Origin of the sequence: Aeromonas sp. Y289-2 (assembly GCF_027705925.1) — a bacterium.
Lineage (GTDB): Bacteria > Pseudomonadota > Gammaproteobacteria > Enterobacterales > Aeromonadaceae > Aeromonas > Aeromonas veronii.
This window is the reverse complement of record NZ_JAPDCH010000011.1, coordinates 14,016-28,258: the sequence shown is the minus strand read 5'-3', so window position 1 is coordinate 28,258 and position 14,243 is coordinate 14,016. Positions and strand designations below refer to the sequence as shown.

The following is a 14,243-nucleotide window of genomic DNA, read 5'->3' as shown; positions in this document are numbered from 1 at the left end:
GGGATTTAAAGGTTCGCATGAGCCTGCTCTGGCTGACAATCGCTCAAATCGGTCGGGGTGTGACCCGGTTCAATTTTCCAGCATTTGGTGGGATGAAGGGGGGGAGATCAGAAACCCGGCCGCCAGATGGTCTCGGCGGTCGGGTGAATTGTAAAGAGTAGGGTGACAGGGAAAGGGATCAGCCTAGTCTAATCAACTCGATGGGGGCGTAACGCTCTCCGGAGTTTGCCAGCAGCACGCACTTCTCATGCTCAGCCTGATAGGGGGTCATATTGTCGGTGTGGGCCTCTTTCAGAAAATCGACTGCGCCAGTGGCGGCAATCATGACGCGCTGACCCAGGTTCAGCACATTGCGGTTACGGTCATAGATCTTCATCTCATTCTCCTTTTCTTGTGTCCTGGCGAATGCGCGGGCGCCTGTCCAGGACAACGGCATTCAGCCTACGCCCCTGAAAAAAGGTGATTTATGTCACAGATCAAAAAAGGGGCGATAAGGGACTCACAGGTTCAAAAAGCGAGCATGTCCCCTTGGCCAGCGGTTGTCGCGCGAAGTAGCGCTGCCCTGCCCTTTTCGTCGTGGCGGGCTCGAACCCGGCAGCGGTTGGGGTATATTGGTGGTCGATTAGCCAGTCTCATTCACCGTGGCCGCGCAAGCGGGCTGCTGTTTCAACAAGATGGAGAGTGCTCATGAATCGCGACATTACCGCCCAGTTCATCAAGATGCTGACCAACCTCGACCACTGTCTGGCCAAGGCCGAAGCCCACGCCGCGGCGAAGCAGTTCAACGTGGAGAACTTCTTCGGCGAGCGGCTGATCGTCGATATGCTGCCGCTGTCCAAGCAGGTGCTGATCTGCTGCGATTCGGCCCGCGCCGTGGTCGCCACCGCCAGCCACAGCGAGCTGCCGGCCATGGGCGATGATCCCAAAACCATGGCGGATCTGCGCGCCCATATCGGCAAGACCATCACCTATCTGCTGGGCAAGCTGGACGCGGACTACAGCCAGTATGCCAGCGGCCGTTACGTGCCCCACTGGGCGGGCGGCAAGGGGATGGATGGCCATACCTGCGTCCATGAGTACGGCATTCCCAACTTCTACTTCCACCTCACCATGGCCTATGCCCTGCTGCGCCGCGCCGGGGTCGATCTCGGCAAGCGCGACTATCTGGGCGGGCTCAACCTGCAATAAGCGCCGCTCGCCACAGGCGGCAAACAGATAGCAAAAGCCTGCCACGCGGCAGGCTTTTTTATATCGGGTGGTGCAGATCTGGTGCGCAGAAGAGCTGCGCCCTAGAAGGGGCCGTTGCGCTCGCGCAGCTTGTCGGGCAGGCCGTCGTGATCCCCTAGCTCGCGCTCGGGCACATCATCCCAGTGCAGCTTGCCGAGGGTGATATTACGCTCGGGATGCACGGCGTAGTGGATGCGGTTGTCCTCCCGATCGGTATCGCCGATGCAAAGCAGCCGGACACTCTCTTCGGTGTTGTTGATAAAGGAGTGGGCCAGCCCGTCACCGGCCTTGAAACCCACCGAGTCCCCCGGCTGCAGCCGATAGAGCACGCCGTCGAGCCAGACATCCGGCGTCCCTTCCAGCACGTGAACGAACTCATCTTCGGTCTTTTCGGCATGGGGCCAACTGGTACGGTGGCCGGGTTCGACGATCTCGTGGTGAATGCCGATGCGGCTAAAGCCGAAGTGTTTGCCGAGGGCGCAGCCGCGAGAAAGGGGCTCCTGACTGCCGGAGTAGTAGCGCGGCGTCTGCTCTTGCAGCTCGCGCCAGTGTTTGATGCAGGGGTGGCGATTCATAGCGGTTCCTTTTCTATGAGGATGCGGTCACGGGAGGGGCCATCCTAACTGCCAGAATGCGGGGGAGAAAAGCAGAAATCGGTCGGCCCGTTGCACAGCGGATGGTGTGGCGGCGGACTCGGCAACGGGTCGATTCCCCATTCGGCAAGGGCTGAACGGCCATGCCAGCGGCATGTGGTGCGGACAAAAATAGAGACAAAAAGAGGGAGCCGCTGGCTCCCTCTCTCGATCTGTCTGCCCCCGTTTTCTGAGGCTGATTTCCGCTCTTATTTCCCAAGATTGTCCGCCAGCTGTTTGGCGCGGCTGGCCGCCCACTGGTCGATCATCTTCTCCATCTCCTCGGCGGTGATGGGCTCATCCTTATGGGTGGTATCCGTGCTCTCACGGGCATCCATCACCCGCACCAGCAGCTTGCCGCTCCGGGAGTCGAGCAGCTGTGCCATGCTGCCCACCTTGAGCAGATAGGGCTCCTTGCCGATCACTTCGCGGGTGACGTTGATGGCGATCTTGGCCGGCAGCAGGTCACGCAGCTTGGGATCGGGGCGGGTCAGATCGAAGTTGGTGACGGCGGCCTGGATCCGCATGACTTTCGGGCCGGGGGCGGTGGCGATCTTGACGCCCTGCTTGATCAGCTCGCTCTGGAACTTGTCGTGGTAGTAGCGGCCAATCTGGTTCTGTTCATTGGCGGTCAGCAGATACCACTGACCATTCTCCTGCCGGATAAACTGCAGCGGATCGAGCAGCACCTCATTGTATTGGCGCAGGTCAACGCCCGGCTCCTTGTAGACGCGCTGATTGGGGTTGCTCTCGCTCTGCTGGAAGGCTGTCAGCGGGATCGCCTGCAAGCTGTGGGATACCTGATTCTTGACGGCACAGCCACCCAGCAGGGCCGCAGCCACGGCAACCATCACGACCTTTTTCATATTTGCTCCTGCATTTTACTGTTTGTTTTTGCTGTGGATTTCGCACCACATGGCTGGAGAACCCGTGCCGGATGCCGCCAATGTCACAGAGAAATAACCTATTCATCACCTTCCCACAAGGGACAGATCAGGATTGTTCAGCTCACATCCAAGTTGTCACAATTGAGGCACTTTTGTACAGGGTCAGCCAGGGTACGAACGGCAATCTGGCGAGGGTTCGGTTGTTTAATCCGGCTAAATGGGGCTGCGGAAAGCGCTCAGTTTTTTCAAACGATGCGAGCCCGCGAGCGGCGTGAGTTGAACGGGGGAATGCCCTGGAACGGGCGATGACCGATCATCAGCCATCTTGCGCAAACTTGCCTGCCGCCGAAGAAGCGGCAGGCTCATTCATCAGTTATCGAGATCCCAAGGGCACTGCTTGACCAGTCCCTCTTTGCCGCTGGCGACGATCGCCTGCTGCACCATCCGTTTGTAGCGATTCTTGATATGGGCGGGCAACGCGGGCACCAGCAGCCGCTCGTCAAACTCCGGCAGCGGGCGATCCGGCAGCACCGCCTGCTCCTGCGGGCTGAGGGGTGGCCGGGAGGCAATATTGCTGGCCGAGATGGTGGGCGTGCCCACCAGCATCTGGCGTTGCAGCGGCGCGCTCAGCAGAAAATCCACCAGCAGGTAGGCGGCCTTGAGCCGTGCGGGATCATCCCCGACATGGCGGGCGATGGAGATCGCATCGAGGGCATAGATGGCCCCCTCCTGCACCATGGCGATTCGCCACTGCTGCTCGTTCTGCTTGTTGCACTCCACCAGCTCCAGCCCCCAGGTGGTGGCAAAGGTCTGCTGGCGCAGATCCTCACAGCGGTTGGCCTGATTGAACCAAAAGCCGCGACTGGCTTGCAGCCGCTGCGAGAGCTGCTGCTCCACCTCTTGCTGCAAGGTCTTGTCGGCCAGCATCTCGCCGCTGGCAAACAGGGCGGGCGACTTGCCAAGGGAGAGCAGCACCGAAAAGAGCAGCGGCTCGAACTGGTCGCAGAACTCGGCAAACTGGCCCGGCGGCGAGCTGTTGGCGAGCACCTGCCAACTGGTGGGCGCTTGCGGCACCTGCTTGCTGTCATAGGCGAGGCTGAACATGGCGTAGGAGAAGGGCACCGAGTAGTTGCGCTCCCCCTGCTTGTCATACTCGGTGTTCTTGAGGGCGGGTTTCACCTCGGCGTAGTGCTGCAGGCGACGGAAATCGATGGGGAGCAGCAGCTTGAACAGCGGCTGGTGATGGGCCTTGTAGAAGTAGCTGGTCGGCAGCACCACATCGGCGCTGCGGGTGCGCAGGGCGCGGTAGACGCTGTCGAAATCGGTCAGCAGCGGCTCGATCCGGCTGACCGTCGCCTCCACCCCATGGGCTTTAGCGTAGTCGGCAAACTGTTGTTCATAACCCGCTGGCAGATAGCCCCACTCCAGCAATTTGAGCTGAACCGGGGCCGCCAGCGCCGGGGTCATCCCCAACAACCAGCAAAGAGGCAGTAGACGCATGGCCGGGTACTCCTGACAGGTAAACCTTGTTGGAGTATAGGCCCATGCGCCCACTCGTCAGGCCACCAGCTCGGCTCCCATGCTCGCCAGAATGGAGAGGCTGACCACCGCAAACAGCACGCCGGTCACCAGATTGAGCGGTCGCTGCCCCCGCAGCAGCAGGCGCTGGGCACGATCGGTGGAGAGGCTCCACGCCAGCAGCCCGAACCAGCAGAGGGAGATGATGAAGAGCTCGCCCACCAGCAGGCTGCGGGTCATTCCATCCACCTCTGGCGTCACCATGGCGGCCAGCAGACCGATAAAGAACACCAGCGCCTTGGGGTTGAGCAGGTTGGTGGCAAGGCCAGTGCGCACGCCCCTGCCCCAGCCGCGCAGCTCGTTGGCGGCACTGGCCATCAGGGTGCTGCTCTGCTGGCGAGCCGCCATCAGGGCGCCCCAACCCAACCAGCCCAGATAGAGGGCGCCGCAGCACTTGATCACCATAAACAGCAGCGGATGGCTGGCAATCAGCATGCTGATCCCGGTCAGGCTCAGGGTGGCGTGCACCATGATCGCCAGCGAGATGCCCAGCGCCGCGCCAAGAGCGGTCGGCCGGTGCAGGCTGGTGCGCAGGATCAGGGCGAAATCGGGGCCGGGGCTGGCCAGTGCAATCAGGTGCATCAGGCCGAGGGTAACGAACAGACTGGTCAGCATAACAACTCTCGCTTTAACGACGGAGAGTCAGCATGGCGGATCAGCGGGGGGCGCGGCTTGTAAAAGATTGCATCTGGGCACGAAATTCGGCGGGTGTCAGACCGAATGCCTGGCGAAAACCGTGGTGGAAGTGACTCTGATCGAAGAAGCCGACCGCCAGCGCCACCTCGCTCACCGCCATGCCGCTCGCCAGCAGCCGCTTGCCCTGCTCCAGCCGCAGCCGTTTCAGCCAGGCGTAGGGGGTCATGCCGCTGCGCTTCTTGAACTGGCGCAGGAAGGCGAAACGGTCGAGCCCGAGCAGCCCCGCCAGCTCTTCCAGCGAGTGGGGCTCGTCGAGGGCGGCCATCAGGTAGTCGCGCAGGAATCGCAACTGGGGATCCGCCAACTGGTGTACCTCGGGGGCCAGATGCAGCAGTTCCCCCAGCAGGGCGAGCAGCTGGCTCTCGATCAGCAAGCCATCGGCCTTGGGGTTGTCGAGATAGCCGTGTAGCTGGGCAAAGCCCTGATAGAGGTCGGGTCGGCTCTGCAATCCCTTGTCGAAGAAGGGTTCCGGCTGCTCCGGCAGCCAGAGCGTCAGCTGCTGCGGATCGATGGCGAAGACCCGCACCTCGTACCCTTCCGGCAGCAGGCTGAGGCCGTCGTGCACCTCGTCCGGGTTAACGGTAGAGAGCACCCCGCGCACCAGATGGTGACTGTTCCCCTTGTGGATAAACTTCTGGCCACCCCGCTGCACCAGCCCGATATGGTAGTCGAGATGGACATGGCGACCGTAGCTGAACGCCCTGTGGTGGGAGTGTGATAGCTCGACCCCCGGCAGGTGCGGGGATTGCCAGTAGCGGATAAGGGAATCGGTGGTATTCATGGGTTATAGATACACCAGAAGCGGGCCTTGGACTTGTAGATTATTGCACGCAACCCCCTCTCAACGCCCCCACAGCCGCGGGGTTGGCTCCACCAGTGAGGCGAGCGGCACCCGCTCCACCATCTGACGCATCTGTTGCACCAGCTCGGGATTGCCATCTCCCAACGACTTGTTCAGCACGATATGCACCTGCAGCGGGGTGACCGGCAGGTAGATGAGGCGGGTCGCCGCAGGGAGCTTGGCACGAAAATGGTTGGCGGAAATATCGTTGGAGAAGAGCGCGGCATCGATGCGCCCACGCAGCAACTTCTGCATGTTGCCATGCTCCCAGCTGAGCTGGGAGAGGGTGTCGATGTGGATCTGCGGATGCTGCAACAGCGGCGGCACGATCGCCTGACTCGACCAGCCGATGGTGGTGCCGAAGAGATCTTCCTGCCGTTCGACCGAGTGAAGTCGCGATGGCACCAGTACCACCAGCACTGGCCGCAGCAGCAACAGGTGGGGGTCGATATAGCGAAAGTGACGAGCACGCTCGGGACTGTAACTCAGCAGCGGGGTCAGATCGCACTCGCCGCTCTCGAGGTTGCTGAGCAGCCGTGCCACATTGAGCCCCTGCCACTCGATGGTACGCCCGATCGCGGGTTCGATATGACGGCGAAAGTAGTCGATCACCGGCCCGGAGACCTCGCCCTGCTGATCGATGGTGACCAGCGGTGCCAGCTGAAAGACGCATCCCCGCAGTGGTGCGTTGATCGCCACGGCCTGGCTGATGGTCATAAGAGGGAGAAGAAGTGCCGATAGCAGTAATACCAAACGCGTGCCCGAACGAGAGATGCCCATAGGTGCCGACCCGATGCCCTGATAGCCATCAGCATGGCACAAGGCAAATGAGCGGGCTATCCGCTCCCGCCGCGCTTCGACCTCTTGCGCCTCCTGCTTTCATGACCATCGACCACCCATTTTATTGCGGTGAAAATCAATACTTCCGCGGCTTTGATGGATTTTGGTCTCTTGAGATATAGTGCGACCCCATTCATTAAACCGGCGGATGAGCACCCCGCCGGACAGGTAGATTCATGAGACTGTTTTTGCTGTTGTTGTCGTTGTTTGCTGCGACTGTAAGTTCTGATGAAAAGCCGCGCCTGCCCTATTACGACTGGGGTCGCTGCCCGTTTGAAGGTTGCACCTATAAGACATGGACCACCAAGCAAGAGGTGATCGTCAGAGCCGAGCCATCCCTGACGGCCAAAGCGCTGTTCTGGCTACCCCGCGGCCAGCAGGTGGAAGGGCTAACCGGGGTTGTCATTACCGAACAACCGGGGATCGTCGAAATACTCAGATCGGTCAAGCTGGGCTATAGCAAGGAGGGAAAAGGGCCACTGTTGAATATGAAAGCAGGGGAAACGCTTTATATCCTCGGCGGACTGGGCGAAGGCAATAGCCTGTTCTGGTACAAGGGCAAAACCTACATCCTCGATTATGACTATGCGCGCAAAGAGATCAGATACGGCCGGTCACCGCAAAACCAGTGGTGGGTAAAAATTCGGGACAAGCAGGGGCGTGAGGGTTGGGTTGCCGAAGCCAAAAACTTTGCCCATATGGACCGTTTCGAATAGTGACAACCAGCCCACCGAGATCGGGGAGCTGGCCGTGGATGACTCACTGCTTGGGTTGCAGCTTCATCTCTTGCAGATATTCCAGCACCTGGGCTTTGTAGTCCGCCTGATAGGAGAACTTGGTGCTGTCGCACGCCGCGATCAGGTTCACAGCGGTGCAGAACAGGGTGGCCACCAGCAGCCCCTTGCCAACCCACTGCGGATAACGACGGCTCCAGCGCACCAGCAACAGCAGGATCGGGAACAGGGCGTAGGGGAAGATCAGCATCAGGTGCCAATAGTTGAAGATGATGGGCGAGAGCGCCGCACTCACCAGCACCGCCAGCACCGCTGCCAGCGCATAGAGACCGAGCCAGCTTTCACCATCCACTGGAGCGCGGTCGCTACGCAACAGACGCGGCTTGAGTTCCTGCCACAGCTGCCAGTTGGCCTTGGCCGCCAGCAATACGGTCGCCGAGCCGACCCCGTAGATCACCACCCGCCACAGCCAGACTGCCGCCATCTGCAGGTATTCGTGCCCCGCCAACCAGATGAACTGGGTATCGTTGACCAGCTTGCTGGCAAACAGCCAAGAGCCGTAACGCAGCCAGTAGAGCACTGATTTCAACACCGGATAGACATGCACCAGCCCCCAGCCGATATAGCGCTGACGCGCCTCGGGATCGACGTTTTGGGTGATGTGGCTGTTGCTCATCACTTCCATCGCGTAGGGGATCAGGGAGGCACCGATCAGCAGGATCGCCACCACCACCCCGCTCCAGCTCACCTTGAGAATGCGGCGCCAAAACAGATAGGTGGACATCACCGCCAGCAGCGGCCAGGAGTAGTGCAGTTGCATCGCCATACCGATGGCCAGCAGGTGAACGATCATGTGCCAAAAGGAGGCCCGCTCGCGCATATGCCAGGCAGACCAGCAGTGCATGGCCGAGAAGAGGAACAGATAAGAGGGGTTGTAGAGCAGACTCTCGTACTGGAACCAGGGGTTGAGCCAGCAGAGCACCAGAAACAGCAGACGTACCCTGTCATCAAACACCTGACGGATCACTGCATCAAACAGCAGAAACCCGACCAACCGCATCGCCAGCAGCAACACCATGGGGGCATAGGGAGAATCCCACAGTAGCAGCGGCCCGCCAATCAGCCAGGCCGACAAGCTCCCCGGCACATTGCCCACCGCACTCGCCGCATTGCCATAGCTGAGCCAGACCCCCTCATAAGCCCCAAGGTAACCCTTGTAAAGCATCTGGGTCTGGTCGCCGGTTAGGAGTTGGTGATCGGAAAACAGCCAGGAAAGCAGCAGCCCGGCAAATATACAGGCCGCGAATAATGCGTTATGGTAGCGCCCACTAAGACCAATCATTGATCCACACCTATTGAAAAAATTGCTAACGACTTTAACAGTTACCACCTGATTTTGCTCGTTTACGATTCACTTTTTTAGTAGATTTACCAGTCAGTTATGAGACCCGCGGAGCAGTTATGACCCCACCAGTTAAAAAGTTTTTATTCATTGTTGAAGACTTGTATGGTGGTGGTGCGGAAAAGGTTTTGCTCAATACCGCATCATTGCTAAAAGATGCCGGTGCAGATGTAACCTTGTTTACCTTGCGGGAAAAAATAGACCATACGCTACCTGACAACATTCACCCGATTAATCTTGGCATTGTCACAAAGCTGACTAAAACCATATCCAATGTTGCGGTTGAAAAAATACAAGCGTCGCTGATCCTGAAAAGAATCAAAGAGATTTCACCTGACGTCATCATCTCATGCTCATGTGATAAAATTACCAGGCACCTGCCTGATACACTGAATATCTATTACTGGATCCACGGTAATGTCACCGGTTTTGCCAAAGACAATGCCAAAGGATATGAAAAATTCAAGCGCTTCTATAATGGCAAGAAACTGATCTGCGTATCTCGTGGTATCGCGGACGACATTTTGCAAAATGTAAAAGCTACACCCAAATCGTGTCAGGTTATCTACAATCCGTTTGATATCGAGAAAACTCATGCGTTGGCCAATGAGCCTTTCAGCAAGCCATTCGACAAGTATTTTATCCATGTTGGCACCTTCGAAGAACGAAAACGCCACGATCGTCTCTTGCAGGCATATCAGCTAAGTGGCGTTGATACGCCACTCGTCCTGATGGGCAAAGGGGAGCGACGCCCTCACATTGAAGCCATGATCGAGGAGATGAACCTTGCCAACAAGGTGATAATTATCGATTTTCAGAAGAATCCCTATCCCTATATCAAAGCGGCCCAAGCACTTATCCTGACATCAGATGCTGAAGGATTGCCAACAGTGCTTATTGAAGCACTTATCTGCCATACCCCGGTGATCAGCGTGGATTGTCCGTCTGGACCGGCAGAGATTCTTACTGGCAGTCTATTTGAATATCTATGCCCAATAAATAACGGTCAAGCACTTTCAACCGCAATATCATCTATTGATAAAATGCCACCTTTCATAAGCAATACTTTATACGAGTCATTCTCTAGCAGCCAAACCATTAAAAAATTCCTTGCTTTATAATTGAAAGGCGAATCATATGATTCGCCTTGTATTACTCCAACTCCTGACGAGCACGATAAAGTGCAGAACTAATTACTTGATGCATGTCATAGTATTTATACTCAGCAAGTCGGCCTCCAAAAATCACGTCAGACTCATTTTTTGCCAACTTTCTATATTTATTATAGCGTTCCATATTTGCGTCATTATTCACAGGATAATACCTTTCCTTACCAAGCACCCATGAATCTGGGTATTCCTTTGTTAACACCGAGAATGGTGATGAACAATAGCGAGAGAAGTGACGATGCTCAATAATTCTAGTATAGGGGATGGATGCGTCAGAATAGTTTATAACTGCATTACCCTGTACATTCTCACTCTCAAAAACTTCATGTTCAAATCTAAGAGAGCGATATTCTAGTGCGCCAAAACAGTATGAGAAGTACTCATCTATAGCCCCCGTGAACACGATCTTTTTCGCCAACTTACGATATTTTTCCTGATTATCAAAAAAATCCACCCCTAATTTCACATCGACACCATCAATCAATGACTTTATTAATGTGTTATAACCACCAAATGGAATCCCTTGGTACTTATCACTGAAATAATTGTTATCATATGTAAATCTAACAGGAATACGCTTGATTATAAACGCCGGTAATTCAGTTGCTTTCTTTCCCCACTGTTTCTCTGTATAACCTTTAATAAGCTTTTCGTATATGTCTCGCCCGACTAATGAGAGGGCTTGCTCCTCCAAATTTGAAGGGTGAGTTACATTATTATATTCAGCCCTCTGTTTTTCTATCATAGCCATAGCCTCTTCCGGATTTTTTACACCCCATAGACCATGAAATGTATTCATATTAAACGGTAAATTATATTGTTCATCCTTATATCTTACCAATGGACTATTTATATATGGTTCCATATCAACGTGAGCACAAACAAAGTCCCATATTTCTTTATCGTTGGTATGAAATATATGGGCGCCATACATATGTACAATCACACCATGTTGTTGCTCGCAGTAAACGTTGCCACCAATATGCTCTCGCTTATCAATTATCAAGCAACGTTTCCCATTATCCTTCATCTGGTTTGCGAATGTCGCACCATACAATCCGCACCCTACGATAAGATAATCATATTCTGTCATATTGATTCCTTAATAAACTTGCTAAATAATTTTTTAACTCGGCTCTTTGACTCTAGATTTATCACCCCAGATTCATAAATGCGCAAATTTAGCTCTTGTGCAGCATATAAGATCCAAACATTAAAAAGCCTCTCTGATATAAAACCAAATACTCTGCGCTGATAACTATCATAGGAACTAATATCAATAGATAGCTCTAACTCAAATAGCACAGAAAAAATCCACTCCCAACATTCTCTAAATAATTGTTGGGGCATGACAAACATATTGCAAGTATGGATACTTCTTTGGCATGAAAAGTCATCAAAATACTTTAAATATTTTGGATACTTATCCTTTATAATACTTCTAGTAATCTCATAATCAGCATGAACATGATTTATTTTATAATCCTGTTCAATATGAGCATGAAACTTAATTCTCTTGGGTATTACTATGTCATAACATTTAAATAACTTATCAAGTTCACATGCAGTTACACAAGAATTAACCCCCCAACGCCCTATAAACTTTTCCTCATTTCTAGCACCCAATTTAAAATGACGCCGATAATGAACTAATCCTACATGAGTTGAGTTATCATTTCTCAACATCCAATATATTGCAGACAGCTCACAAAAGTTTCCATTTTTCAATGAAATATTATCATTACCGATATCATCTCTTACCAAACAGAAATGCGGCTCCCTTAATGCGGCTCCTACCTCTATAGGCACATAAATATTTGTATCACTTGGATAACTATATGGCTTATGTGTTGCAACATATATTTTTATTGTCATAAAAACAAAGACCTTTACATTTTGAAAGCCATTTTAAAAAAGATTATTAATAAGTGTTTTTCTACTGATACAAAGAGAACTCCACATTATAAACATAGCTCTAAACTTATCAATATTAATATAATTAACACTCTGAATCATATTTGTTTCAACATATAACACTTTCGAATTATGGCAATTTGGTAGCCACTCTTTGTTTTCAGGCATGCCAAAGTTATCGTTATATATTCCCAAGATAGGCTTACCTAGCCCTGCACTAATGTGAACAGTAGCAGTATCTACGGAAACCATACCAACACTCGCTCTTACCTGGGCAAACAAAGCCCCAAGTGATGGCGGCTGGTTATAGATAAAAACTCTTTCTTTAGACGCAACAGACATCATTGACATAATGCGGTCAATTTCTTCCAGCTGATTAGGTGGATATAATAGACAGATATTGAAATCCGATTCAGCCAGCATTATATCTATCAGATTCAATACATTCTCTTTATTGAATACTCTTGAGCTCCCACTTCCATATGGATTAAAGCATATAGTCGGAACCTTAGGCCAATGTTCCCTGACCTTCATTTCATCTTCAGTGAAATATGGGATTATATATTTACTGTCAAACTCACCAACCCCCATAGATTTCAGCGCTTCAGAAAACTTTATCGAAAAATGAACATTTTCTGTTTTTTTACCCAGTTTAATATCAACACATTGCAAATCATCATCGATCCCAATAACATGCTTCGGGTTTGTTTTTTTTATAAAATACATGTCTTTCATCTTCATACTTTTTGAAAAATGTACAAGATAATCGACATTTCCTAGCGAAGAGGCCAAACTCGCTAGTTGATTATATGATGGTCTTTTGGGTATACAAAAAACCTCATCAAATTTAAAATATTTTCTGAATAAGTGAGCTATATCGGGTGATGTGATAGCGATTACCTTCTGCATTGGGTATTTTTTTTTGATCTCTCTAGCAACCCACGATGAAACTATCGCATCACCCAGCTTTGCGTCCCAACGGACGAATACTGTGGCTCCTCGTTGTTCATATAATGAGTTTGTAACAGGGCGGTCAAAAATCATAATTCCTATTTTACGACGAATGATATCGCGCCATGATTGCAATTTCTTAATCATTTTCTTCCCTCCAGAGGCGATACCTTTATTGTGGTAATTAAAGCCGAAAATAAAAACATGAAGAATATCATCCCGGAGTTATGACTTATAAATGCTTGACTCAAGCTATAATCAACAAGAGTTAATGATGAAACCGCCAACATACTACTAACCAACAAGTTATCTCTATTTTTACTCGCAACCCAAAGTGGATAAAAGTACAGCAGAGCTAACATCAAGAAGCCAATAATACCGCGTTTAGCCATTTCATCTAAAAATTGATTATGTGCATGTGAGTTAAAATTATAAATAAACTCGGATATAGAACCATTATTATATTGGTTTAATTGTGATAAGCGAATACCGTTATTTCCCCAACCAAAAATTGGTTTTTCCAGAAAAGAGTTATATGCACTTTTCCACAACTGTAATCGAATGCCTAGAGATGTATCCGGGTTCACACCATCAAAATAATGAACAACATCTGCTTTCGCATTATATATCCTGTCCATTACGCCACTTTGCGGAAGCATAGCCAAGAAAAACAATAAGGCACATACTGTACTTGCATATAGACCATCTTTGAGGGATAGCTGTTTTCTAAAATAAAAAACTATTGTAAACAATACGATTGGAAGTAAAACCCAGCCACCTCTGGTCCCGGAGAGAAAACTGCCTATACCCCCCATTAAAAATGAAAGAAGCATAAAGGCAGCAATGCTTTTCTTCCCTAAATGGCGGAACCAAAAAAAAGCACACAGACATAACAATGCCAATGTCATGCTGATGTTTCCTGACTGAATTGGCATGCTTTCATCAAAAGCTCGTGGCATTCCTAAATAAACTTTCTCATATATCGCAATTAGACCTGAACTAATTGCTCCTATAGAAAGCCCCGCAATAAACACGTTAATATTTACAGGAAATAAACTCAATAAAGGCAATGTCATTGCAGCCATTAATAGGCGACTTGGTCGGTCTAACTCTTTGAGAGCACCACCATCAATCCAGATTGACACGGCTTGGATGATAAAAAAAGAGATGAATATATATGATAATATTTTCACCTCAGAACTCATTGCCAAATAATACCTTTTACGCCAAAAGACAAAAGCACTTGCCAAAACTAAAATGCTGGGCCCATATCCATAACCACTGGGAACAGTTAAAACTATTGCACCAAATAAAAAAGCTGCAAATTGCACAATAATATTTAGTCGTAGGCAATTTTTATCTAAATTCACAA

Annotated in this window: 15 protein-coding genes; 3 read left to right on the top strand and 12 right to left on the bottom strand. The window is 51.5% G+C overall.

Features of this window, described 5'->3' with window-relative positions; genetic code table 11:
* Positions 1-178: 178 nt before the first annotated feature.
* A complete protein-coding gene (ydfZ, locus tag OKC43_RS15660; protein WP_005342516.1) occupies positions 179-376 on the bottom strand; it encodes a putative selenium delivery protein YdfZ in 198 nt (65 codons plus the stop codon).
* A 311-nt stretch (positions 377-687) separates the two neighbouring features.
* Here ydfZ and OKC43_RS15655 point away from each other — a divergent pair, with 311 nt between their 5' ends.
* Positions 688-1,188 (top strand): DUF1993 domain-containing protein, encoded by a 501-nt coding sequence (locus tag OKC43_RS15655; protein WP_236272177.1) that lies wholly within the window; start codon positions 688-690, stop codon positions 1,186-1,188.
* A gap of 101 nt (positions 1,189-1,289) precedes the next feature.
* Here OKC43_RS15655 and OKC43_RS15650 read toward each other — a convergent pair whose 3' ends face one another.
* The 6 genes from OKC43_RS15650 to OKC43_RS15625 form a co-directional block, all read right to left on the bottom strand.
* Positions 1,290-1,802 (bottom strand): cupin domain-containing protein, encoded by a 513-nt coding sequence (locus tag OKC43_RS15650; RefSeq protein WP_236272176.1) that lies wholly within the window; start codon positions 1,800-1,802, stop codon positions 1,290-1,292.
* A 266-nt stretch (positions 1,803-2,068) separates the two neighbouring features.
* The gene (locus OKC43_RS15645) at positions 2,069-2,725 is read right to left on the bottom strand and encodes a DUF3313 domain-containing protein (RefSeq protein WP_005340820.1); all 657 of its coding nucleotides are present in this window, start codon (positions 2,723-2,725) and stop codon (positions 2,069-2,071) included.
* Between the two features lie 390 nt (positions 2,726-3,115).
* On the bottom strand, positions 3,116-4,246 hold the full coding sequence (locus OKC43_RS15640; protein WP_236272175.1) for an ABC transporter substrate-binding protein: 1,131 nt from the start codon (positions 4,244-4,246) through the stop codon (positions 3,116-3,118).
* Between the two features lie 57 nt (positions 4,247-4,303).
* Positions 4,304-4,939 (bottom strand): LysE family translocator, encoded by a 636-nt coding sequence (locus OKC43_RS15635; protein ID WP_236272174.1) that lies wholly within the window; start codon positions 4,937-4,939, stop codon positions 4,304-4,306.
* 40 nt (positions 4,940-4,979) lie between these two features.
* Positions 4,980-5,801, bottom strand: a complete 822-nt coding sequence (locus OKC43_RS15630; protein WP_139477412.1) for a helix-turn-helix transcriptional regulator — start codon at positions 5,799-5,801, stop codon at positions 4,980-4,982.
* 60 nt (positions 5,802-5,861) lie between these two features.
* Positions 5,862-6,578, bottom strand: a complete 717-nt coding sequence (locus OKC43_RS15625) for a substrate-binding periplasmic protein (protein ID WP_236272173.1) — start codon at positions 6,576-6,578, stop codon at positions 5,862-5,864.
* A gap of 299 nt (positions 6,579-6,877) precedes the next feature.
* Here OKC43_RS15625 and OKC43_RS15620 point away from each other — a divergent pair, with 299 nt between their 5' ends.
* Positions 6,878-7,417, top strand: coding sequence for a hypothetical protein (locus tag OKC43_RS15620; protein WP_236272172.1), 540 nt, complete (start codon positions 6,878-6,880; stop codon positions 7,415-7,417).
* 43 nt (positions 7,418-7,460) lie between these two features.
* Here OKC43_RS15620 and OKC43_RS15615 read toward each other — a convergent pair whose 3' ends face one another.
* The gene (locus OKC43_RS15615; protein WP_236272171.1) at positions 7,461-8,660 is read right to left on the bottom strand and encodes a 3-deoxy-D-manno-octulosonic acid transferase; all 1,200 of its coding nucleotides are present in this window, start codon (positions 8,658-8,660) and stop codon (positions 7,461-7,463) included.
* Between the two features lie 236 nt (positions 8,661-8,896).
* Here OKC43_RS15615 and OKC43_RS15610 point away from each other — a divergent pair, with 236 nt between their 5' ends.
* A complete protein-coding gene (locus tag OKC43_RS15610) occupies positions 8,897-9,958 on the top strand; it encodes a glycosyltransferase (protein ID WP_236272170.1) in 1,062 nt (353 codons plus the stop codon).
* Positions 9,959-9,989: 31 nt separating this feature from the next.
* Here OKC43_RS15610 and glf read toward each other — a convergent pair whose 3' ends face one another.
* The 4 genes from glf to OKC43_RS15590 are packed head-to-tail and all read right to left on the bottom strand — an operon-like array spanning position 9,990 to position 14,241.
* Positions 9,990-11,099 (bottom strand): UDP-galactopyranose mutase, encoded by a 1,110-nt coding sequence (gene glf, locus OKC43_RS15605; protein WP_236272169.1) that lies wholly within the window; start codon positions 11,097-11,099, stop codon positions 9,990-9,992.
* Positions 11,096-11,881 (bottom strand): DUF4422 domain-containing protein, encoded by a 786-nt coding sequence (locus tag OKC43_RS15600; protein ID WP_236272168.1) that lies wholly within the window; start codon positions 11,879-11,881, stop codon positions 11,096-11,098. Before OKC43_RS15600 ends, glf begins: the two co-directional genes overlap by 4 nt.
* Positions 11,882-11,914: 33 nt before the next feature.
* Positions 11,915-13,018 (bottom strand): glycosyltransferase family 9 protein, encoded by a 1,104-nt coding sequence (locus OKC43_RS15595; RefSeq protein WP_236272167.1) that lies wholly within the window; start codon positions 13,016-13,018, stop codon positions 11,915-11,917.
* Positions 13,015-14,241 (bottom strand): O-antigen ligase family protein, encoded by a 1,227-nt coding sequence (locus OKC43_RS15590; protein WP_236269080.1) that lies wholly within the window; start codon positions 14,239-14,241, stop codon positions 13,015-13,017. Before OKC43_RS15590 ends, OKC43_RS15595 begins: the two co-directional genes overlap by 4 nt.
* Positions 14,242-14,243: the final 2 nt, after the last annotated feature.